Origin of the sequence: Pseudomonas sp. AN3A02 (genome assembly GCF_011765255.1) — a bacterium.
Taxonomy (GTDB): domain Bacteria; phylum Pseudomonadota; class Gammaproteobacteria; order Pseudomonadales; family Pseudomonadaceae; genus Aquipseudomonas.
Map to the genome: position 1 here is coordinate 144,422 of NZ_JAARNI010000001.1, position 20,996 is coordinate 165,417.

At 61.2% G+C, this 20,996-nt stretch carries 19 protein-coding genes and 1 pseudogene; 12 read left to right on the forward strand and 8 right to left on the reverse strand.

The genetic code is table 11. The features are described from left to right. Positions 1-116 precede the first annotated feature (116 nt). Positions 117-1,208, reverse strand: coding sequence for a chorismate synthase (gene aroC, locus HBJ59_RS00735; RefSeq protein ID WP_076017399.1), 1,092 nt, complete (start codon positions 1,206-1,208; stop codon positions 117-119). A 143-nt stretch (positions 1,209-1,351) separates the two neighbouring features. Between aroC and HBJ59_RS00740 the strand changes: the two genes are divergently transcribed. Together HBJ59_RS00740 and HBJ59_RS00745 are read left to right on the forward strand one after the other, a co-directional pair. Further along, positions 1,352-2,314 carry an alpha/beta hydrolase gene (locus tag HBJ59_RS00740; protein ID WP_167662519.1) on the forward strand — a complete coding sequence of 321 codons (963 nt, stop codon included), beginning with the start codon at positions 1,352-1,354 and terminating at the stop codon, positions 2,312-2,314. Between the two features lie 100 nt (positions 2,315-2,414). Then, the gene (locus tag HBJ59_RS00745) at positions 2,415-3,218 is read left to right on the forward strand and encodes a hypothetical protein (protein WP_167662520.1); all 804 of its coding nucleotides are present in this window, start codon (positions 2,415-2,417) and stop codon (positions 3,216-3,218) included. 85 nt (positions 3,219-3,303) lie between these two features. Here the strand turns inward: HBJ59_RS00745 and prmB are convergent, their stop codons facing one another. Next, positions 3,304-4,212: a 50S ribosomal protein L3 N(5)-glutamine methyltransferase gene (prmB, locus tag HBJ59_RS00750; protein ID WP_167662521.1), complete on the reverse strand. Its 909-nt coding sequence runs from the start codon at positions 4,210-4,212 to the stop codon at positions 3,304-3,306. Between the two features lie 240 nt (positions 4,213-4,452). Here prmB and HBJ59_RS00755 point away from each other — a divergent pair, with 240 nt between their 5' ends. The 5 genes from HBJ59_RS00755 (at position 4,453) to HBJ59_RS00775 (ending at position 7,228) form a co-directional block, all read left to right on the forward strand. Beyond that, entirely contained in the window at positions 4,453-5,043 is a 591-nt protein-coding gene (locus tag HBJ59_RS00755) for a cysteine hydrolase family protein (protein ID WP_076017397.1), read from the forward strand. A 130-nt stretch (positions 5,044-5,173) separates the two neighbouring features. Next, positions 5,174-5,494 carry a hypothetical protein gene (locus tag HBJ59_RS00760; protein ID WP_076017396.1) on the forward strand — a complete coding sequence of 107 codons (321 nt, stop codon included), beginning with the start codon at positions 5,174-5,176 and terminating at the stop codon, positions 5,492-5,494. Positions 5,495-5,569: 75 nt separating this feature from the next. Further along, positions 5,570-6,127: a Smr/MutS family protein gene (locus HBJ59_RS00765; RefSeq protein WP_010176067.1), complete on the forward strand. Its 558-nt coding sequence runs from the start codon at positions 5,570-5,572 to the stop codon at positions 6,125-6,127. Between the two features lie 79 nt (positions 6,128-6,206). Further along, positions 6,207-6,752 carry a GTP cyclohydrolase I FolE gene (gene folE, locus HBJ59_RS00770; RefSeq protein WP_024076633.1) on the forward strand — a complete coding sequence of 182 codons (546 nt, stop codon included), beginning with the start codon at positions 6,207-6,209 and terminating at the stop codon, positions 6,750-6,752. A gap of 104 nt (positions 6,753-6,856) precedes the next feature. Beyond that, the gene (locus HBJ59_RS00775; protein ID WP_167662522.1) at positions 6,857-7,228 is read left to right on the forward strand and encodes a glutathione S-transferase N-terminal domain-containing protein; all 372 of its coding nucleotides are present in this window, start codon (positions 6,857-6,859) and stop codon (positions 7,226-7,228) included. Between the two features lie 114 nt (positions 7,229-7,342). Here HBJ59_RS00775 and HBJ59_RS00780 read toward each other — a convergent pair whose 3' ends face one another. The 3 genes from HBJ59_RS00780 to HBJ59_RS00790 are packed head-to-tail and all read right to left on the reverse strand — an operon-like array spanning position 7,343 to position 10,282. Next, positions 7,343-7,660, reverse strand: coding sequence for a hypothetical protein (locus HBJ59_RS00780; RefSeq protein ID WP_076017393.1), 318 nt, complete (start codon positions 7,658-7,660; stop codon positions 7,343-7,345). Beyond that, on the reverse strand, positions 7,657-8,988 hold the full coding sequence (locus tag HBJ59_RS00785) for an acyclic terpene utilization AtuA family protein (protein WP_167662523.1): 1,332 nt from the start codon (positions 8,986-8,988) through the stop codon (positions 7,657-7,659). The genes HBJ59_RS00780 and HBJ59_RS00785 overlap by 4 nt, the downstream gene beginning before the upstream one ends. 1 nt (position 8,989) lies before the next feature. Then, positions 8,990-10,282: a CitMHS family transporter gene (locus tag HBJ59_RS00790; protein ID WP_167662524.1), complete on the reverse strand. Its 1,293-nt coding sequence runs from the start codon at positions 10,280-10,282 to the stop codon at positions 8,990-8,992. Between the two features lie 130 nt (positions 10,283-10,412). Between HBJ59_RS00790 and HBJ59_RS00795 the strand changes: the two genes are divergently transcribed. After that, complete coding sequence (locus tag HBJ59_RS00795; protein WP_076017390.1) at positions 10,413-11,306, forward strand: LysR family transcriptional regulator; 894 nt, start codon at positions 10,413-10,415, stop codon at positions 11,304-11,306. Next, a pseudogene (locus tag HBJ59_RS31330) lies at positions 11,287-11,376 on the forward strand (outer membrane lipoprotein carrier protein LolA); the annotation flags it as partial. The gene HBJ59_RS00795 and the pseudogene HBJ59_RS31330, both read left to right, overlap by 20 nt. A 12-nt stretch (positions 11,377-11,388) precedes the next feature. Here HBJ59_RS31330 and HBJ59_RS00800 read toward each other — a convergent pair. Both HBJ59_RS00800 and HBJ59_RS00805 read right to left on the reverse strand, forming a co-directional pair. Beyond that, the gene (locus tag HBJ59_RS00800) at positions 11,389-11,991 is read right to left on the reverse strand and encodes a glutathione S-transferase family protein (protein ID WP_167662525.1); all 603 of its coding nucleotides are present in this window, start codon (positions 11,989-11,991) and stop codon (positions 11,389-11,391) included. A 10-nt stretch (positions 11,992-12,001) separates the two neighbouring features. Next, positions 12,002-13,168 carry a PLP-dependent aminotransferase family protein gene (locus HBJ59_RS00805; protein WP_167662526.1) on the reverse strand — a complete coding sequence of 389 codons (1,167 nt, stop codon included), beginning with the start codon at positions 13,166-13,168 and terminating at the stop codon, positions 12,002-12,004. An 82-nt stretch (positions 13,169-13,250) separates the two neighbouring features. On the opposite strand from HBJ59_RS00805, the gene HBJ59_RS00810 reads away from it, so the two are divergent. From HBJ59_RS00810 to HBJ59_RS00820, 3 genes are all read left to right on the forward strand, one after another. Further along, entirely contained in the window at positions 13,251-13,685 is a 435-nt protein-coding gene (locus tag HBJ59_RS00810; RefSeq protein WP_010176086.1) for a MarR family winged helix-turn-helix transcriptional regulator, read from the forward strand. A 190-nt stretch (positions 13,686-13,875) separates the two neighbouring features. Continuing rightward, on the forward strand, positions 13,876-15,222 hold the full coding sequence (locus tag HBJ59_RS00815; protein ID WP_167662527.1) for an NCS2 family permease: 1,347 nt from the start codon (positions 13,876-13,878) through the stop codon (positions 15,220-15,222). Between the two features lie 63 nt (positions 15,223-15,285). Further along, the gene (locus tag HBJ59_RS00820; RefSeq protein ID WP_167662528.1) at positions 15,286-15,912 is read left to right on the forward strand and encodes a LysE family translocator; all 627 of its coding nucleotides are present in this window, start codon (positions 15,286-15,288) and stop codon (positions 15,910-15,912) included. Positions 15,913-15,921: 9 nt separating this feature from the next. On the opposite strand, the gene HBJ59_RS00825 is transcribed toward HBJ59_RS00820, so the two are convergent. After that, positions 15,922-20,883, reverse strand: a complete 4,962-nt coding sequence (locus tag HBJ59_RS00825; RefSeq protein WP_167662529.1) for a dermonecrotic toxin domain-containing protein — start codon at positions 20,881-20,883, stop codon at positions 15,922-15,924. Between the last annotated feature and the right edge of the window lie 113 nt (positions 20,884-20,996).

Genomic DNA, 20,996 nt, shown 5'->3' on the forward strand with positions numbered 1-20,996 from the left:
CGCTGGGGCGCGAAGAGGCCCTAATAGAAGCGCCGCAGTTCTCCAGCTAATACCGGGTTGCAGGCTTTGGGGCCGCTTCGCAGCCCAGCGCGAGCAAGCTCGCTCGCCACACACCGTCACAGTTGACCCAACACCGGAGTGCTGACCTTCACATCGGCGTTTTGCCCACGATGACGCAGCAAGTGATCCATCAACACAATGGCCATCATCGCTTCGGCAATCGGCGTGGCGCGGATGCCGACGCACGGGTCGTGACGGCCCTTGGTGATCACGTCCACCGGGTTGCCGTGCACATCAATCGAGCGGCCCGGCGTGGTGATGCTGGACGTTGGCTTGAGCGCCAGGTGCGCAACAATCGGCTGGCCGGAGGAGATGCCACCGAGAATGCCGCCGGCGTTGTTGCTGAGGAAACCTTCCGGGGTCATCTCGTCACGGTGCTCGGTGCCACGCTGGGCAACACAGTCGAACCCGGCGCCGATTTCCACGCCCTTGACCGCATTGATGCTCATCAGTGCGTGGGCCAGTTCGGCATCGAGGCGGTCGAAGATCGGCTCGCCCAGGCCCGGCATCACGCCCTCGGCGACCACGGTGATCTTGGCGCCGACGGAATCCTGGTCGCGGCGCAGCTGGTCCATATAGGCTTCCAGCTCCGGCACCTTGTCCGGATCGGGGCAGAAGAAGGCGTTATCTTCAACGCTGTCCCAGGTCTTGAACGGGATTTGGATCGGGCCCAGCTGGCTCATGTAGCCGCGGATCACGATGCCCTGGGTCGCCAGGAACTTCTTCGCGATCGCACCGGCCGCCACGCGCATCGCGGTTTCCCGCGCCGAGCTGCGGCCACCGCCACGGTAGTCGCGCTCGCCGTATTTGTGGTGGTAGGTGTAGTCGGCGTGGGCCGGGCGGAACAGGTCCTTGATCGCCGAGTAGTCCTTGGACTTCTGGTCGGTGTTGCGAATCAGCAGGCCGATGGCGCAACCGGTGGTGCGGCCTTCGAATACGCCGGAGAGGATTTCGACTTCGTCGGCTTCCTGGCGCTGGGTGGTGTGTCGGCTGGTGCCGGGCTTGCGGCGGTCGAGGTCACGTTGCAGGTCTTCCAGGGACAACTCGAGGCCCGGCGGGCAGCCGTCGACAATGGCGACCAACGCCGGGCCATGGCTTTCGCCCGCGGTGGTAACAGTGAACAGCTTGCCGTAGGTATTGCCGGACATGCAGAGCGCTCCGTGAAATCAGTTGAATCAAGTCAACCGTAATAACTTAAGGCGGCCAGTATACGCAGGCTAACCGACTAGTTCATCCTCGAAACCTTACCGGTAGACGTTGGTCCAACCGGCACCTTCCTCATGATGGCGCGATGATGCTGCGAGTTCTGCTATTGACCCTTACCCTGTTTTCCAGCCTTGGCTTCGCCGCCTCCCCTGTCGTGCTGCAACGGCCCATCAGCCTGGACACCGGCAGTGGTGAGCTATTTGGCTCGCTGTTGTTACCCAAATCCGACAAGCCAGTGCCGGTGGTGCTGATCATCGCCGGCTCCGGGCCCACCGACCGCAACGGCAACAGCGCCGACGGCGCACGCAACGACAGCCTCAAGCGCCTGGCCTGGGTGCTGGCCAAACACAACATCGCCAGCGTGCGCTACGACAAGCGCGGTGTAGCCGCCAGCCTTGCCGCCACCCCCGATGAACGCAACCTGACCCTGGACGCCTATGTGTCCGACGCCGTGGCCTGGGGCAAGTTGCTCAAGGCCGACCCGCGCATGGGCCCGTTGATTGTGCTGGGCCACAGTGAAGGCGCACTGGTAGCCGCCCTCGCCGCCCCGCAGTTGAATCCGGCCGGGGTAATTTCCCTGTCGGGCAGTGCGCGCCCGGTGGACCAGGTCATCCGCCAGCAACTGGCCGACCACATGCCGCCCGCGCTATTACTGCGCAGCAACCAGATTCTCGATCACCTCAAGGCCGGCCAGGTGGACGCCGATGTGCCCACACCGCTTGAGGGCATCTTCCGTCCCAGCGTGCAGCCTTATCTGATCAGCCTGTTCCGTGCTGATCCTTCGGCGGCCTTTGCCCGACTGAAGATGCCTGCGCTGATCATCCAGGGCACCAATGACCTGCAGGTCGGCGTGGCCGATGCGCAACAACTGCAGAAGGCCAAGCCCGACGCCGAACTGACGGTGATCGAGGGCATGAACCACGTGATGCGCATCGTGCCCAATGACGTGAAGCAGCAATTGGCATCCTACAACGACCCACAGTTGCCGCTGGCTGCCGCACTCGGCACACGCCTGGTTCGCTTTATCGACGGACTTCGCGCCAGTTAAGCGAGTATTGCCCCTCCAGTCCTGAGTAAAACGGCCGATAAGCCATGGGTCGACAGCAAAAAGCCTGTCGGCCCGCAGAGCTTGGACAGGATCGCGCCGAATGACGAACACCGAAGCAACACCCGAACCTATCGCCGACACCACGGCTGACACCGAGGCCGCCGCATCGGCCGCGTTACCGTGGGCGGAGGTACAGGCCGAACATTTCAAGATGCTGCGCCTGGCCCCTTTGGCCACCGACCGCGCCACCGGCGTGCGGCCCCTGCGCTTTGTGCAGTTCGGTTGGGCCGAACGCAACAACAAAGACCACAGCCTGCTGCGCATGGTCATCCAATTGCCCGGCCAGCGGGTGCGCCGGGAACAGAATCACCTGGATATCTGGGTCGACCACGCCACCCACCGCGTGCATTTTGGCCCGGGCAACAGCCTTGAGATCGAACCGGCGAACCGCGGCATCGGCCGCTTCCTGGTGGCCCAAGGCGCTGCCTGGGCGAAAAAGAAGTGGTCGCACTACCGCGTCGACGGCGTTGACCTGGCCAACAAGGACGCACTGAACGAAGCCACACGCCTGCGCCGGGATCACTTCCTGCGAATCCAGGGCTTTGATGTGGCGTATGCCGATGTCCAGCATTTGAAGGGCAACGTGCAACCGGGCAAGGTCAGCGATGTGCTGGACAGCTGGAACACGGAGAAGCTGCAGTTCGTGGAGATTCTGGAAGCGGCGCAGATGCTGCAACAGGCCGAGCAGAACCTGGCCGAGCAGGAAGTGAAGCTGCGCAAGGAAGAGGAAAAGGTCACCAAGTTCAAGCGCGAAGACAGCGGGTTGCGCTTTACAATTACGTGTTTGGTGGCGTTTACCGTGTTTCAGGCGGGGTTGTTGATCTGGATTGCGACGCACAGGTAACCCGGTTTCTCAATTGAAACCGGATCAAAATGTGGGAGCGGGCTTGCTCGCTCCCACACTGACCGCGTTACTCACTTGGAAGCGGTTAAACCCTGGCGGCAAACACCGCCTGATGCGCCCGGCATTGCTCAGCCGTCAACATGAACACGCCGTGCCCACCGCGCTGGAACTCCAGCCAGGCAAAGTCCACTTCCGGGTACAACGCCTCGACGTGAACCTGGCTGTTGCCCACCTCAACAATCAGCAAGCCTTTCTCGGTCAAGTGATCTGCCGCCTCGGCCAGCATCCGCCGAACCAGGTTCAAACCGTCATCCCCGCAAGCCAGGCCCAGTTCCGGCTCGTGCTGGTATTCATCCGGCATGTCGGCAAAGTCTTCGGCATCGACATAGGGCGGGTTGGACACGATCAAGTCAAAACGCTGGCCCGGCAAACCATCAAAACCATCGCCCTGAACGGTATAGACCCGCTCGTCGACGCCATGGCGCTCGATGTTCTGGTTAGCCACTTCCAATGCTTCAAAGGACAAGTCGCCCAGCACCACTTCGGCGTTCTGGAACTCGTAGGCACAAGCAATACCGATGCAACCGGAACCGGTGCACAGGTCCAGAATGCGTGCTGGCGGTGTGCCAAGCCACGGTTCGAAGCGGTTTTCGATCAGTTCGCCAATCGGTGAGCGTGGAATCAGCACGCGCTCATCGACGATAAACGACATGCCGCAGAACCAGGCTTCCTTCAACAGGTAGGCGGTAGGCACGCGCTCGTGGATACGGCGGTGCAGCAAGCGTTGCACGTGGGAGATTTCCTCTTCTTCCAGGTTGCAATCCAGGTAGCTGTCGGCAATTTCCCACGGCAGGTGCAGGGCGCCGAGCACCAGTTGCCGAGCTTCGTCCCAGGCGTTGTCGGTGCCATGCCCGAAAAACAGGTCTTCCCCATGGAAACGGCTGACGGCCCATCGGATGTGGTCGCGCAAGGTGCGCAGGCGAGAAGTGATCACGGGGGCAAGCTCCTGGAAAAAACGACCGGCGATTCTAACAGTCTTAAGCTGTACCGACGATGTACGAAAAAACCCTTTACCGCACGTCGGATTTCATCTTAAACGCGGTTTTTGCCTAAACGTAGTGACCTATTGACATCGCTACACGCCAACAACGGCGTACCTTACGATGGTAGCGATTCACAGAAGCGCTCAGCCAGAGGACAATGTCACAAAAGCCCCACTCACAGGAGCCCCAGAATGTCCGTTCCAAAGACGATGTTTCAACTCAGCGGTCGTGGTTACGCAGCGGCGAACCTGAACCATGCGACCCTCGTGATCATCGACGCCCAGAAGGAATACCTCAGCGGTCCCCTCGCCCTCTCGGGCATGGACGCGGCTGTGGAAAACGTCAAGCAACTGGCCGCTGCCGCGCGCAACGCCGGGCGCCCGATCGTGCATGTGCGCCACTTGGGCACAGTCGGCGGGCTGTTTGATCCCCAGGGCGAGCGCGGTGAATTCATTCCAGGCCTCGAGCCCCAGGCCGACGAGACCATCATCGGCAAGCTGCTGCCAAGTGCCTTCCATGGCACTGGCCTGGAGAAGCACCTGCAAGACCTCGGTTCCCTGGACCTGATTGTCTGCGGCTTCATGAGCCACTCCAGCGTCAGCACCACCGTGCGTGCGGCAAAGAACCTGGGCTTTCGCTGCACCCTGGTAGAAGACGCCTGCGCCACCCGCGACCTGCCGTACAAGGGCGGCATCCTCAGCGCCGACCACGTGCAGCAGACCGAAATGGCCATCATGGCCGACAACTTCGCCACCCTCGCCTTGACCAAAGATCTGATCTGATCGACCTTCGATGAGCGGGTAGCCGCCCGCTCATCCGCAAATACCTGTCATTTGCTGCAATTGCCTCTGTACCCGGAACAACCTGTGTATCTTCCGGTCGAAGGGCCGATACCCTGGAGGAAAGGTCGGAATGAAGATATCCGATGGTTTTGATGCTCGTCGCTTGCGCCCCAAGGGCCCGAGCAACTGGCGTCTGCGCATCGGCGCCGGCTTTGCCGCGCTGTTTGCGATCGTGGGCGTGCTGCTGGCAATTGCCGGTGCCGCTGGTTTGTCTGGACATTCACCGGCCTTGGGCGAACTGAACGCCAGCCCGGGCGGTTCTGCAATACTGTTGGTGATCGGCCTGCTGGTGCTGTGGTTCGGCGTCTGGCTGTGGCGCCGTTGCCGTCGGCGCATGCGCCAGCCCCTGTCACTGAACATCGCCTCGCACCTGATGAAAAAGCACGACTGATGGCGTACAGATAGCGTTTGTTGCGCATCAAGCCGCCGCGATTAGGTAAACTGCCCGCCCTTCGCGGAGGCTGACATGCAAGACGACGATTTTTCCCTATTCAAGAACGAGCTGCGCGGCGTCAAGCCGATCAAGCACGATCGCGCCGAGACCGGCAAACCCAAGACCGACCGCGCCCAGATCGCCAAGCTGCGCCAGGCCGCGACCGTGCGCACGGACGCCACCACCGTGGACGGCCTGTCGGATCAGTTCGTTATCGATGTAGGCCCCGAAGACGAGCTGATGTGGGCCCGCGACGGCGTGCAGGAAAGCCAGATGCGCAAGCTCAAGGTCGGCCAGATTCCGTTCGAAGGCAGCCTCGACCTGCACGGCATGACCGTCGAAAAAGCCCGCGAAACCCTCTGGGCGTTCCTCGCCGAAGCCACCAAATTCGAAATCCGCTGCGTGCGCGTCACCCACGGCAAGGCTGTGCGCCTGGACGGTAAGCGGCCGATGATCAAAAGCCACGTCAACACCTGGTTGCGCCAGCACTCGCAAGTGCTCGGCTTTACCTCATGCCAGCCACGTCATGGCGGTGCTGGCGCGGTGTATGTGATGCTCAAGCGCACCATGATGGAAGGCCGCGACGAGTAACAAGTGCCATCGTCAGGCTTGCAGCGATGTGTTGGCCGCCGTACCCTTGCCCTTTGCGAAAACCCTACTAGGTAGTTTCATGTCCCTGGAACAGAATTACACAGAGATCCTTGGCCAACTCGGCGAGGACGTCTCCCGCGAGGGCCTGCTCGACACGCCAAAACGTGCAGCCAAGGCCATGCAGTATCTTTGCCGCGGTTATGAACAGACCCTCGAAGAGGTCACCAACGGTGCCTTGTTCAGCTCTGACAACAGCGAAATGGTGCTGGTCAAGGACATCGAGTTGTACTCGCTGTGCGAACACCACCTGCTGCCGTTTATCGGCAAGGCTCACGTCGCGTATATCCCGAGCGGCAAAGTGCTGGGCCTGTCGAAGGTCGCGCGTATCGTCGATATGTATGCCCGCCGCCTGCAGATCCAGGAAAACCTCAGCCGCCAGATCGCCGATGCGGTCCAGCAGGTCACCGGCGCCCTGGGCGTTGCGGTGGTGATCGAGGCCAAGCACATGTGCATGATGATGCGCGGTGTGGAGAAGCAGAATTCGTCGATGATCACGTCGGTGATGCTGGGTGAGTTCCGCGAAAACGCGGCGACCCGCAGCGAGTTTCTCAGCCTGATCAAGTAATACGCAGCACCTGGAAAAACCGGCGTTCATCGCCGGTTTTTTTTCGCCTGTGAAAAATCAGGTAAGCTGCGGCCCCTTAAGTCTAGGGCAAGAGGTTTATATCCGTGTTCGTTAAAGCGCTTCGAGTAGGCCTCGGCCAGATCATCATCTTCGGCGACCTCATCACCCGCCCGCGCAAGCAACAACGCCCGGCGAGCGCCCAAGCCCTGGTTGACCAGGCGGCCAAGGACCTGACGCTGTATCAATTCCACGCCTGCCCGTTCTGCGTGAAGACCCGCCGCACCCTGCACCGCCTGAACGTGCCGGTGGCCTTGAAGGACGCGAAGAACAACGAACAGGATCGCCAGACCTTGCTGGAGCAAGGCGGCAAGATCAAGGTGCCGTGCCTGCGCATTGAAGAAAACGGCCAGACCACCTGGATGTACGACTCCAAGGTGATCATCGATTACCTGGACAAGCGGTTTGCGGCGGTCTGAAGCCCGGCCACGCTTCCCCTGTAGGAGCGAGCTTGCTCGCGAAGGTCGCAAACGATAACGCGGGAAGCCTGGCACCCAGCGGGATTCTCAGGTTTTTCGCGAGCACGCTCGCTCCTACAGGGAGCGCAATTCAATATCCAGTAATGCAGAGCCCAGGCACTTGCCATGGGCATCCAGCGCAAGCGACCGCGTCACCCCACCCCGCAAGATCCCCGGCAACACGAAGTTCAGCGCCTGCACATTGGGCAGCTCATAACGCCGCACCGGTGCTGCGCCCTCCTCCAGTAACGGCGCAAAAAACGCCGCCACCGCCTCAGCCGTCAATTGCTCGCAGAGCAGCGGATAGTCCTCGGCCCGATACGCAATGATCGAGATGTTCGAGGTGTCGCCCTTATCGCCGGTACGCGAATGGGCCAGGGTATGCAGCTTCATGACTCGATCCTCGGGTTGACCGCATTGCGCGCCAGCAATAACGACGCCACCGCTACCACCTGGCGCAGGCTCTTGCTCGCGCCACCGCCGCCGGACGGGCCGTTGGTGTAGAGGGTTTCCACTTCATTGCCGACGCGCACCGCCTCGCTGCGTTCTTCGCAGCGGGCGGCAACGCGCAGGCGCACTTCCCACGGTTCAACAGTGCTGCGCGGGCCGTGCAGGGAGTCGATGCCGATCAATTCGGCACGCACGTCCTGCATGCGCACGCCGGTCAGTTCCAACCGTTTGAGGACTACATCGCGAGCCAACTGCGCACGGGCGACCGCACCCGGGCCGCCGTAGGAAATCTGACCCTCGCCGATCCAGCCATCCAGATACCCGACACTGACTTTCAACTGCTCTGGCCGTGGCCGTCCGCTTGCGCCTTGGGCTCGCACCCGGTCCACGGCTTCTTCGGTAAACGCCACCCCGGAAAAATCCGCGCACACGTCCGGCGTAAGGTAGGCGGCCGGATCATGCACTTCGTAGATCAGTTGCTCGATGCACGTGGCCCGGCTGACCCGCCCACCGGTGCCGGCGACCTTGGTGATCAGTGCCTCGCCGTCGGCATCAATCTCGGCCAACGGAAAGCCCAGGCGCGCCAGGTCGTCCACATCCTTGAAACCCGGATCGGCAAAGTAGCCGCCGCTGACCTGCCCGGCACATTCCAGCAAATGCCCCACCAACGTGCCACGTCCCAGGCGTTGCCAATCATCGCCAGCCCAACCGAATTCGAACATCTGCGGCGCCAGGAACAACGAAGGGTCTGCCACCCGGCCGGTGATCACCACGTCGGCATCGGCGCGCAACGCGTCGATAATGCCGTCGGCACCCAGGTAGGCATTTGCGGAAATCAGCCGATCGCCCAATGAGCCAAGGGTCTGGCCGTTGTCGAGCAACTGCTCCGGCTGGCCGCGCAGGGTCTCAAGCACGTCATCGCCAATCACCGCCAGCACCTTGAGGTTCAGCCCCAGCTCACTGGCAATCCGGCGCACTTCCACTGCCGCCGCCACAGGGTTGGCCGCGCCCATATTGGTAATTACCCGCAAGCGCCGGCGCCCGCCGGGCTGGCCGACAAAGGGCAGCACGCGGCGCATGCGCTCACTCAGCAGCGGGTCGTAACCGCCTTGTGGATCGCTGATCCGCGCCTGTTGCGCCAGGGCGATGGTGCGTTCAGCCAGGCATTCGAAGACCAGGTAATCCAGGTCGCCCTGTTCGGCCAATTCCACCGCAGGCTCGATACGGTCACCGGAGTAGCCGGCGCCGGAACCGATGCGCAAGGTTTTCATGTCAAATCACTCCCAGGAGCAAAGCCGTCAGGGTCATCAACACCGACGCGGCAAACAGAAAGGGGATGGTGAAGCGCTGGTGATCGGCCAGTTCGATCTTGCACAGGCCCACCAACAGGAAGGTCGCGGGCGTCAGCGGGCTGACCGGGAAGCCGGTGGTGTGCACGCCCAGCAACGAGGCCTGGGCCACTTGCAGCGGGTCGACGCCCAGGGCTTTGCCGACTTCGGCAATCACCGGCATCACGCCGAAGTAGTAGGAGTCGGGATCGAACAGCATGCTCAACGGCATCGACAGGAAGCCCACCACCGCCGGGATCAGCTTGCCGTGGCCCGCCGGAATCTGCGCCACCGCCACCTCGGCAATGGCCTTGAGCATGCCGGTGCCTTGCATGATGCCGGTGAACACACCGGCGGCGAGCAGGATGCTGGCCATGGTCAGGGCGGTTTTTGCGTGGGCATCGATCCGCGCGCGCTGGGCGTCGACGTTCGGGTAGTTGATGCACAACGCCACCACGGTGCCGAGCATGAACATCACCACCGGGTCGACCCAACCGGCAATCATCACCACCATCACCAGCACCGTCAGGATCAGGTTGACCCAGAACAGCCGCGGGCGACGCAGGGCAATGTCATCCTCGCTGAGCACCCGTTGCGGCACGGCGTCCACACTGGAACCGGCGCCCAGCCCCAAGCGTTTTTCTTCACGGTGGCCCAGCCACCAGGCGCAGGCAAACACAAAGACCAGGCCGACGATCTGCACCGGGATCAGCGGCTGGAACAAGTCCGCCACCGGCACATGCAACGCCGCCGAAGAGCGCAACACCGGGCCGGTCCATGGCAGGAAGTTGACCCCGGCCGCCATCGCCGCCACACACGCGAGGATGCGTTTATCAATCCCCAATCGCGTATACAGCGGCAACATCGCCGGGATCGTCACCAGGAAGGTCACCGCGCCGGAGCCGTCCAGGTGCACCAGCAACGCCAGGGTCGCGGTACCGACGACAATCCGTGTAGGACGCGTCCCTACCGTGCGCAGGATGCGATCAATGATTGGATCCAGCATGCCGGCATCGGTCATGATCCCGAAAAACAGGATCGCGAACACAAACATGCCCACCACGGGGGCGACGTTCTTGATGCCGGTGATGATGAAGGCGCTGGTTTGCAGGCCGAAACCGCCGAGCAGCGCGGCGATGATCGGCAAGGCGATCAGGGCCACCAGTGGCGACAGGCGTTTGCTCATGACGGCAGTGAGCAGGCACAGGATGGTGATGACACCCAGGGTAGCGAGCATGGGGTAACTCCAGAACGGCGTTTTCGGCCGGTTATTGTTTTCCTGGAGTATTGGAATCGCGTTAGGCTTTGTAAATTGGAATATTCGGCACTCCACATTCGAAAAAACAAAACGTTCGAGCAAAATAAAAATGAAAAATTCGATCCAGCATATCCAGGCGTTTCTCGCCGTAGCCCGCACGGGCAGCTTTACCAAGGCGGCTAACGAACTGCATTTATCGCCCTCGGCACTGACCGTCCAAGTTCAACAACTGGAGGAATGGCTCGGGGTTGCCCTGCTCGACCGCAGCCCGCGCCACGTCAGCATCACCGCCGCCGGCCTGGACGCTCGCGGGCCGATGGAGAAGCTATTGCTGGACCTGGACAACATCGTCACCGGCTCCCGCGACCTTGCGGCGCTACGTCGAGGCGTGGTGACCATCGCCGCCCTGCCCTCCGTGTGCGCCGGTGCGTTGCCGCCTGCCCTACGTCTGTTTCGCGAGCGTTTTGCCGGGATCGAGGTGCGCTTGCATGACCTGGTGGCCCATCGCATTCATGCGCAAGTGCGTTCGGGCGAGGTGGATTTCGGCATTGGCGTGCGGGCGCGGCTGAGTCATGGGCTGGCGTTTGTGCCAGTGCTGAATGATCGGTTATGTGCGTTCGTGCCGCTGGATCATCCGCTGACTCGCTTTGCAAAGTTGAGCCTGGAGCAACTGGCCGAGCAGCCGATCATCCTCACTGGCCGCGACAGCAGCGTGCGGGAACAGGTGGACGCGTTGTTCGACGAAACACGCCTGACGATGCTCGCGGGGATGGAGGCCAACTACATGTCGACCGTGTTGGCGTTGGTGCGGCAGGGATTGGGGATCAGTGTGTTGCCGGAATCGGCGGCGGACAGCCTGGAAGGGTTGAAGCGGATTATGATTAATCATCCGGGGGTGAACCGGGAGATCGGGTTGATCAGTCGGAGTGGGCAGCCGTTGAGCCCGGCGGCAGAACGGTGCTTCGAACTCTGTAGGAGCGAGCTTGCTCGCGAAGAACGTTAACGATAACGCGGGGCACTTGATACCCCGCGGGGTTCTTGCGTTTTTCGCGAGCAAGCTCGCTCCTACAGTAGAAGACCGGTGATCAGCCCAGCATCGGCACATGCTTTGGATGGCTGGCCACGCGTTTCAACCACGCCTGCACACCCGGATAAGCGCCCAGGTCAAAACCACCCTCATCCGCCACATGGGTGTAGGCATACAGCGCCACATCGGCAATCGAGAACTGGTCGCCCACCAGGTACGGCGTCAACTGTAGCTGACGCTCCATCACCTTCAGGGCTTTATAACCGCCCTTGTGCAGCTTCTTGTATTCCTCCAGCCGATCTTCCGGCAGCCCCAGGTAAAACTGGATAAACCGCGCAACCGCAATATACGGTTCATGGCTGTACTGCTCGAAAAACTGCCACTGCAGCACTTGGGTGCGCAGGCGCGGTTCGGTGGGCAGGAACTCGCTGCCGTCGGCGAGGAAGTTGAGGATCGCATTGGATTCCCACAGGCAGGTGCCGTCTTCGAGTTCCAGCACCGGGATCTTGCCGTTGGGGTTCTTGGCCAGGAACTCTGCGGTCTGGGTGTCGCCGTTCAGGATGTCGACATTGATCCACTCATAGTCGATGCCCAACAAGCTGAGCATGAGTTTGACCTTGTAGCAGTTGCCCGATTTGTAATCGCCGTAAACCTTGTACATGGAGGCTCCCCTATGCCGCTTGCGCGTGCTGTGCTTGACGGACCACCGCGGCAAGACGCTTGAGACCTTCGTCCAAACGCGCCGGGTCGATATGGCTGAAATTGAGCCGCAGGTGACCGTGATGGTTATCCGGCTCGGAAAAGAACGGCTCACCGGGCATGAACGCGATGTCCTGGTCGAGCGCAGGTGCCAACAAGGTGCGGGTATCGAGCGGCTGTTTCAAGGTCAGCCAGAAGAATAATCCGCCCTGGGGTATTTGCCAGTCGGCCAGGTCGCTGAAATGCCGCGCCAGTGCAGCCTGGAATGCATCGCGGCGGCCTCGGTAGAAACTGCGCAGTTCCACCAGGTGGTGCTGGTATTTCTCGGTGCCGATCCATTGCATTGCCTGCCACTGCCCAACGCGGTTGGTGTGCAGGTCCGCCGACTGCTTGAGCTTGAGCAGGTGCGGGAACAGGTCCGGGCTGGCGATCAGGTAACCGACCCGCAGGCCGGGCAACAACGTCTTGGATACGGTGCCGGTGTAGATCCAGCTGGCCTTTTTCAGCCGGCTGACGATGGGTTGCGCGCTGCCGCCGTCAAAGGTCAGTTCGCGGTAGGGCTCGTCTTCGATCAGGGTCACGCCGAACTCGTCCAACAGTGCGGCGACGGCCTCGCGCTTGGCCTCGCTGTAGCGGACCGCCGAGGGGTTCTGGAACGTCGGGATCAAGTAGACGAAGGACGGACGATGCTGCTCAAGGCTGCTGCGCAGCGCCTTCAGGTCCGGACCGTCCGCTTCAAGCTGCACGGTCAGGCACTCGGCGCCGAATAGCTGGAATATCTGCAACGCCGCGAGATAAGTCGGGCCTTCCAGCAGGATTTTGGTGCCTTTGTCGATATACAACTTGGCCGCCAAATCCAGGGTTTGCTGGGAGCCGCTGACCACCATGACCTGGCTGGCCTGGCACGCAATACCCAGCCCCCGCGCCTCGGCCGCCAGCAACTCACGCAACTGCGGCTCGCCTTCGCTCATGCCGTACTGGCCAATATTCAGCGGCATGCCTTCCCAATCCAGCCTGGGCAGCATCACTTCGGCCGGCAGGCCACCGGCGAAGGACATCACCTGCGGCTTTTGCGCCGCCGCCAGGATTTCACGGATCAAGGAGCTTTTGAGGCGCGAAACACGTTCTGAGAAGGCCATATGGGTCACCGGTAGCGAAGCCTGAGGAAAATACGTCAAACTGGTTGACCGAAATTACGACGACTTGGGCAGATACGTCAATATGCTTGACCTTAAAAACCAGACCAGCCAACAAACCGCCATGGAAGCCTTCTTCTTCGGCTACCAGGCGTTCACCGCCAAGGCCGACGAAATGCTTGAGCGCCGGGGCCTGAGCCGGGTGCATCAACGCATCGTGTTTTTTATCGCGCGCTACCCGGCCTTGAGCGTCAAGGAGTTACTGGAATTGCTCGGCGTGAGCAAACAGGCGTTGAACATGCCGCTGCGCCAGTTGCAGGAGATGCACTTGGTGAACAGCGTGGCGTCCGAGACCGACAAACGTAAGCGCCTGCTGGAGTTGACCGAAGAAGGTCAGCGTTTCGAACAATCCCTGCGTCGCGAGCAAGTGAAGCTTCTGCAACGGGCGTTTGCCGAGGCTGGCGAGACGGCAGTAGAGGGCTGGCTGGCGGTAAACAAGGCACTCGGCGGCCAATCCTGAATTGCCTTTCATCCTTTTCGCACACAAAATAGAAAACATTATTTGCTTTATTTGTATACAAAAGCATAATTCGCTTCGTGCGAGTTCCTGACCTATTGGTCAACAAAACCCGCTGGTACCTCAAAGCGCTGCTGCCCACTCATGTGTCCGGCGCTGGAAATAACAATAAAACTCTTGAGGAGTACTTGCTGTGGAAAGCCGCAAATCCGAAGCCCCTACGCTCGACCTCTCGCCAACCCACAACGGTTGGCTGGAACGCCTGTTCAAACTCCGCTTGCATGGCACCACAGTGAAGACCGAGCTGATCGCTGGCCTCACGACCTTTATCACCATGGCCTACATCATCTTCGTCAACCCCAACATCATGGCCGACGCCGGCATCGATCACGGCGCGGCGTTTGTCGCCACCTGCATCGCCGCCGCACTGGGTTGCCTGTTGATGGGGCTCTACGCCAACTGGCCGGTAGGCCTGGCACCAGGCATGGGCCTGAACGCGTTTTTCACCTACACCGTGGTCGGCACCATGGGCTACAACTGGGAGACGGCACTGGGTGCGGTGTTTATCTCCGGTGTGTTGTTCATGATCCTGACGCTCTCGCGTATTCGCGAGTGGCTGCTCAACAGCATTCCGGTGAGCCTGCGCCACGCGATGGGCGCAGGTGTCGGACTGTTTCTCGGGGTGATCGGCCTGAAAACCGCCGGCATCATCGTGCAAAGCCCGGCCACCCTGATCAAGCTCGGCTCCCTGCATGAGCCCGCCCCGCTGCTGGCGGCCATCTGCTTCCTGTTGATTGCGATCCTCAGCTACCACCGGGTATTCGGCGCGATCCTGATCAGCATCATCGCCGTGACCCTCGCCGGCTGGGGCCTGGGCCTGGTGGAGTACCACGGCATCATCGCCTCCCCGCCAAGCCTGGCGCCGACCTGGATGGCCATGGACGTGATGGGCGTGTTCAACGTCAGCATGATCAGCGTGGTGTTCGCCTTCCTGTTTGTGCACATGTTCGACACCGCCGGCACCTTGATGGGCGTGGCCCAGCGTGCAGGGCTGGTGAATGCCGATGGCAAGATCGAAAACCTCTCCCGCGCCCTGAAAGCCGACAGTGCTTCCAGCGTGTTCGGCGCGATGGTCGGCGTGCCACCCGTCACCAGTTACGTCGAAAGCGCCGCCGGGGTTGCCGCCGGTGGCCGTACCGGGCTGACGGCCGTTACGGTTGGCGTGTTGTTTATCGCAGCGATGTTTTTTGCGCCGCTGGCTGGCATGATTCCCGCTTATGCCACGGCAGGCGCGTTGATCTATGTGGCGATGCTGATGATGAGCGGTATGGCCCATATCAACTGGGACGACGCCACCGACAGCATTCCGGCGATCGTCACGGCGATCATGATGCCTCTGACCTTCTCCGTCGCCGATGGCATCGCGTTGGGTTTTATCACCTACGTGGCGCTGAAGGCCGGCACGGGTAAACACAAGGAAATTTCCATCAGCCTGTGGGTGCTGTGCGCGATCTTCATCGCCAAGTTCGCGTTCCTGTAGGCCAACTGGCTTGACCCTGCCTCACCCCGTCGGGTGGGGCTTTTGTACGAATGGAGGAATGCAATGAGTCTGGAAACCTGGCTGCTGTTCAGCGGCGCTGCGCTGGTGGTGATCCTGATCCCCGGCCCCCTGTCCTTGCTGATGATCAGCAACAGTTTGAACTACGGCTTGCGCCGTTCGTACCCGGCCTTTCTCGGTGGGGTGATTGCTTCCATCTGCCTGTTGAGCGCCTCGGCGCTGGGCTTGGGCGCGTTGTTGTTGGCCTCGGAGCAGCTGTTCAGCGCCCTGAAGATCGTCGGCGCGCTGTACCTGTTTTATCTTGCCTGGCAGAGCTGGCAGCAATCGCGGCAGCCGTCACTCGGTGCCGACGTGCCGCAAGTGGCCGCCACCCCGCGTTTTCGCGCGCTGTTTGGCCGGGCCTTTGTGCTGGGCGCCAGCAACCCGAAAGACATCCTGTTTTTCGCCGCCTTCCTGCCGCAGTTTCTCAGTGCCCAGCAGGCCTTTTTGCCGCAGCTGCTGATCATGATCGCCACCTGGACCGCGCTCGACCTGCTGTGCAAACTGGCCTATGGCTTGGGCGCCCATGGCGCTGCGCGGTATCTGCGCAGCGGCAAGGGCCAAAGCTGGTTCAACCGGGTCAGTGCCGGGTTGTTTTCCGGAGCCGGCGCAGCGTCGTTGCTGAGCCGTTAGCATTGCCCATCAAAACGGTATCAGTTTGACGAAGAACACCGTGACGCCGGAACCCTCGGTACGTTGTATGCCGGCGATAATCCGCACCAGGCGCCGCTCCTCCAGCGCTTTGAGGACAGGGTGATAGCGCTCGGCCTGAAACATGATTGTCGACTGGCCAGCACTGCGAAACCACGCATCGGACAGCTGCAACATATTGCGGGATTTCAGGGTAATGCTGGGCGACTCCGCCCATCGCGTCAGCACGAAATAGAGGTTGCTTGACTTCGGATGGATGCAGACGAAGTTATAAAACAGCGGGGAGCCGCTTTTGTACAGTCGTCGAACCGAAAACCCCTGTTGCTCCAGCACCTGCTTGACCATCAGTTGCGCGGCGATAGGCCTGGCGTGGCTGATGGACGTATTGTTGAGGACAGCCGGGTCAAGCGGTACGGGCAGTTGAAAGTCCAGGCGCTCCAGGCCGGGAACAACCCCCTCCCTTCCTATATTGACGCTCTTATGACCTCGGCGAACAATCGGCCTGAGCATGCGCAACAAGTCATCCGTCTGGCCCACCGCTCTGGGTATTGGAGGCAGCCAGTCGTCCAGTGTCAGACGAATATTGAGGAGGCGGGTCGCGGTCATTGAGCGACCGGAATCAGCCAGCTCCACCAGACGCTCAGCCACGAAGCGATTACTGGAAGGGGTTAAACCGGGGAACGCGTACCTCACAGATTCGTCGAGGGGCCTGGCGAACAATGGCTCACGTGGCACCCACAACCCATCAGCGCCAAACATTGCGGGAACGGGTTGCTCGCGCACATCCGGTAGCAGCCAGCGCATAAACCCGTGACGCGGCTCTGCAGCGACCACCTCGGGTTTTTTGATAAACACGATACTGTCCGACGCCTTCGAGCCGCTGGGCAACAGTTCATAGAAATTCGCCCCCAGCTTTATCGCATCGAAGGGTTCGTCCCCCTGAACCCGATACAACCGCCGAGTTGCGGAAGTCTCTTGTGTCACCCGCCTCTGCAGCGACCTCCCCCAGCCCTGCCAATGGCTTGAGGCCAATACCGGTTGCCGGGCTATCAGGTCAGTATGAGAAGCCGGCGGGGCAACCCATTCGGTTGCCGGCGTTTGCGCCTCCCAAGGCCTGTGAATACCTGAACTGGGCCCAGGCCGCGGCTCGGGGGCATCGGCGCCCAACAGCCGTTCACCGGACTGTTCGATGTACAAAACCAGCTCATCCTGAGCGTCGTTCCGCGGGCTCTTGAGCCGCAGCGCCCGCTCGTTGCGGCGTCGGTAGACCGGATACGCCTGGCCGTCATCCAACACAAACTGTTCGCCAGCCTTAACAAACGTGCCCTTGTTTACCGGCCCGTGCAGCGCGACGGCCCCATCCACCGGTAACGCTTTCTTGAATCCTTCAAGGCCCTTTACCCCCCACGCAGGGACCGTCAACCCCAGGTTGGAAAACCCAGCCTGGCGAAGCTGGATAAGGTTCATCACCGACGTCCTGGCCTGCAACCCAGGCTTCGGCGTGCCCTTGGCAGAAGGCAGCAACATCAGCGCCACATCGGCCAACAGAATCAACACAGCAAACCCGACACCTACGCCATCCGCAGGATCACCGCTGTGGTGAAACCGCCGGGCCGCCAGAAGCACTTCATAAATATTGACGCCGATGCTCACGCCCGGGATAAACGACAATATTCCCCGCACTCGCGCTTCCGATTGCTCGCCCAGGCGCCATTTGCGATAGCTCGCCAGCGCTTGCTGGGAATTGGCCATGGCCCGCACTTCCCGCCGTAAGCCCAGCACGTGGGCATGGGCCAGGATGCTCAAGATGTCACTGGCGCCGGTAGCCGTGAGCCCCAACCAGTGCTGCGGCGCCTGCTCGTGCTGCTCGTTGATCTCCTGCTCGATCTCTGCCAAGTGGCTGGCGGGAAACTCCCGGCGGCGTTTGAACCAGCGCACCAGCCCCCCGACAAGCTGCGCGGCCTTTACCCAGTAAGACTCCTGAAACAGATCGAACAGTGAAGTAGCGGCACCGCGCCAATCGATAGTCCCGAACGCAGGCTCCATGGGTACCGGATAACTGCGCAGCGCCTGGTGCTCCCAACCAGGAGCGATGTGCCGGGCCAGGTGCTGACGGTTTTGCGGCGTGCCGGCCATGTTCATCAGCGCCTGCTGTGCCGCTTCCAGGCTCGCATGTTCGCTGAGGGGCGGATGACCGGCTATGTGCGGCCAATAAAGCAGGGTTTTGGCCGATAGCCGATCATGAATGACCAACACACCGGCGATGTGCCGGGGCTGTTGCAAGGTAAACGCCGCAAGGTGTGGGCAAAACAGCTGCAACTGGTGGCCGTTTTTCTGCAGGTCCTGTGGCGTCTTTGCCGCCAGTGCAGTGGAGAAAATGCTCTGCGCTGCGTCGCTTAACCCTTGTTGCCGGGCGCTGAATAACTCCAGGCGTGCAAGCTGCGCCAGCGGTCGCTGGACCAGCGCCTGGAACAGTACAGGCGAGCTGGATGCGTAGAACACCTGATCAATCATTTGCTCGTACGCACCCGCAAGATCCAGGCTGGCGATCAGCTTGACCAGTTTGTCAGGGGGCAAAAGCCGCTGTACCTGCGGGTCCAGGTAGCTGCCGCGCTTCAAGCGCCATTGTGTCCAGGGGGCCTCTTCATCCAGATTGTGCAACGCCAGTTGCAGCAGGCTGTAGGTGTGGCGCTCCTTGCTGACCACCACCCGTATGCCAGAATCCCCAGCCGGGCGCTGCGGATGCGATTCCCAATGAGTGCAGACATCATCGGGCATATCCAGCAGCGGTTGATCGATGTCCAGATGAATCAGGCCTTCACGGCTCAACTGCGCCAACAGGTTTTTGCGAGCAAAGGTTTGCAGGCTCGGCAACATCTTAAGCAGCTGTTCTTCAAGCGCCTGGACGCTGGTCAGATAATGGATGTAATGGCCCTGATAACGTTTGCGCAGGGCACGGGGCGCGGTGGTTAGCCATGCGGGGAAAGCGTTTGTCCGGGCAGCCGCCAGCCGTAGCAGGCTAACATTGGCCAAAGCCATGGCGCGGGCGGCGCTGGTGGGCAGGTGCAGGTTGTCTGCCAACTCACGGGCCAGCAAGGTGTGCGTCAGGGTCGGGTCTGTGACCTCACTGAACGGCTTGGCACCCTGCGCCACCCAGCGTTCGACTCGCGCCTGGCACTTGATCTGCTCCTTGAAACTGTCCGCTAGCACATCAGCCCCCATCAACTGGAATGACACGAACATTGCCTGTGTGCCAAGTGCTGCAACCAAGGCCTTCGCCTGCGCTCGTTCATCGCGCCCTATACAACGCCACAACATCGAACCATCCGGGCTCTTGAGGCTGGCATCAATACAAACCTGTAGCTCATCCAGAGACTCGAACGCCTGCAACCCTCCATCAATGCCCGGCACCTGCAACAGGACGGGATGCCTGGCCTGCGGTTGGACGAGGGCTTGCACAGTAGTGACGACAAACACTCCCACCAACCGATACAGCGGTTGCTCACTGCGCCCCACAGACAGTTGCACGACGCGGGTGCTGCGGGTGCTGTCCTCAGCCGGGGCCCGCCATGCAAGGGCTTCACTCAGTGCGGCCAGGTTATCTTCACTGATCAGGCCCAAACGGTATTGCAGTTGCGCATCCTGGAGCAGGGCCTGGCTGCGAGCGAGCAGCCACTGTGCGGCTCGATGCCGCGAAGCTCCCGCAGGCACATACATCCAGAAGGCTTTTTTCCCCAGTTGTGACGTGTGCCCCTCCAGCAGCAGCCGCACCGTCTCAGCCTGCTGCTGCCACTGTGTCTGCAACGTGATAAAAGCGCCAAAAGGTTGGTGATCGCGGCTCCAATCGGCGGGATCCAGCAACGCCAGAAGCCCCTGCTCATGACGCCGCACCAATGCCTCCCGAGTGCGAAAGGCCATGCCTGCACCGAGCCCTGCGCAGGTGATGTGCCCTGTTCGACGGTAACCATCCCAGCCCAGTAACTGCTCAACGGCGATGCTCAGCCCAGGCATGTCCGGAGCCCCGTGCCGACTGCGCTCAATCAGCCGTAAACGCTGCGCAGGGCTCATGTCACATCCCTGGCCCACCTTGTCTGTCAGCCAGGGTGCGTAACGGGAATCGATGCTCGCCCATTCGTTATCGCGCTGGGTGTGCAGTTGCGCCAACGCACTCTGACGCAGGGCATCAGCGGTCAAAATCGGCGCGCGGCGAACGCTGAAAGCCTGCACCGTGCTATTCACATCCAACGCCAGTTCATGTCGATTCACCAGAGGCAGGCATTGCCAAAGTAAGGCGCGTTGCGCCCCGTTTATCACCTCCGGTAATCGATGTTGCAGCTGTCTCAGGCTGTCGAACTCATGAAAGGGCTGCACTGACGCAGGCAGGTAAACCACCTGTCGATTATTCAGCCCGTCGCCACTGCGGTAGAGGTGCAGGGCCCCGGCGACCGAAACACCCCCGGCAACATCGCGAGGCCAGAGCAAGCCGCTGACCTGCAACCGTTCCCAGGCGCCGCCCGCAGCCAGGCGCGTTGACACGTCAGGGGCGTCCACCAGCTCCAGGACCATGGCCAACCCATGGTCTGACAACATGCACAGCCCATGAGCCAGCAACGCACGCTGGGCAAATACCTCGGTGCACAACTCAACCCACCGCGCTTCACGGTCCAGCGCACTACCGGGGGCCAGGCCCTGCCAATAACCCGTGGTGGTTGCCCGGATATCTGGTGGCACGCCCAGTGCGAGAGTTTGCGTCGACGCCGCGCGCACCCATCGCCGCAGGCTGGGTGCACGGAGCATCAGGCGACGCAGTGCCTTGGTCGATTCGGCGCAACGTACCTGAGCGAGCTGCAACTGGTTGATGAATTGGCTGGGTGCGTTGTGTCGGCCGAGGCGGCGAGTCAGGCCGTCGCGAATCTTTTGCTGCCAGACGAAAGTGTCGGGATCTGTAGCCATGTCACTATCGGCTCCTGATTAAAAATCCGAGCGTAAGCAGCTTGATCATGCGGCGGGCTTTACATAGATAGGGCCCGATCACCCGACGAAAAAAAGCCCGCAGTGTGAGCGGG

What these genes read in the sequence shown, in the direction of transcription:
- folE (WP_024076633.1), top strand. Translation starts at nt 6,207, where the DNA reads ATGTCCCTGGAACAGAATTACACAGAGATCCTTGGCCAACTCGGCGAG.
- HBJ59_RS00800 (WP_167662525.1), bottom strand. Translation starts at nt 11,991, where the DNA reads ATGTACAAGGTTTACGGCGATTACAAATCGGGCAACTGCTACAAGGTC.
- HBJ59_RS00765 (WP_010176067.1), top strand. Translation starts at nt 5,570, where the DNA reads ATGCAAGACGACGATTTTTCCCTATTCAAGAACGAGCTGCGCGGCGTC.
- HBJ59_RS00760 (WP_076017396.1), top strand. Translation starts at nt 5,174, where the DNA reads ATGAAGATATCCGATGGTTTTGATGCTCGTCGCTTGCGCCCCAAGGGC.
- HBJ59_RS00795 (WP_076017390.1), top strand. Translation starts at nt 10,413, where the DNA reads ATGAAAAATTCGATCCAGCATATCCAGGCGTTTCTCGCCGTAGCCCGC.
- HBJ59_RS00785 (WP_167662523.1), bottom strand. Translation starts at nt 8,988, where the DNA reads ATGAAAACCTTGCGCATCGGTTCCGGCGCCGGCTACTCCGGTGACCGT.
- HBJ59_RS00780 (WP_076017393.1), bottom strand. Translation starts at nt 7,660, where the DNA reads ATGAAGCTGCATACCCTGGCCCATTCGCGTACCGGCGATAAGGGCGAC.
- HBJ59_RS00745 (WP_167662520.1), top strand. Translation starts at nt 2,415, where the DNA reads ATGACGAACACCGAAGCAACACCCGAACCTATCGCCGACACCACGGCT.
- aroC (WP_076017399.1), bottom strand. Translation starts at nt 1,208, where the DNA reads ATGTCCGGCAATACCTACGGCAAGCTGTTCACTGTTACCACCGCGGGC.
- HBJ59_RS00825 (WP_167662529.1), bottom strand. Translation starts at nt 20,883, where the DNA reads ATGGCTACAGATCCCGACACTTTCGTCTGGCAGCAAAAGATTCGCGAC.
- HBJ59_RS00805 (WP_167662526.1), bottom strand. Translation starts at nt 13,168, where the DNA reads ATGGCCTTCTCAGAACGTGTTTCGCGCCTCAAAAGCTCCTTGATCCGT.
- HBJ59_RS00790 (WP_167662524.1), bottom strand. Translation starts at nt 10,282, where the DNA reads ATGCTCGCTACCCTGGGTGTCATCACCATCCTGTGCCTGCTCACTGCC.
- HBJ59_RS00820 (WP_167662528.1), top strand. Translation starts at nt 15,286, where the DNA reads ATGAGTCTGGAAACCTGGCTGCTGTTCAGCGGCGCTGCGCTGGTGGTG.
- HBJ59_RS00740 (WP_167662519.1), top strand. Translation starts at nt 1,352, where the DNA reads ATGATGCTGCGAGTTCTGCTATTGACCCTTACCCTGTTTTCCAGCCTT.
- HBJ59_RS00755 (WP_076017397.1), top strand. Translation starts at nt 4,453, where the DNA reads ATGTCCGTTCCAAAGACGATGTTTCAACTCAGCGGTCGTGGTTACGCA.
- HBJ59_RS00810 (WP_010176086.1), top strand. Translation starts at nt 13,251, where the DNA reads ATGCTTGACCTTAAAAACCAGACCAGCCAACAAACCGCCATGGAAGCC.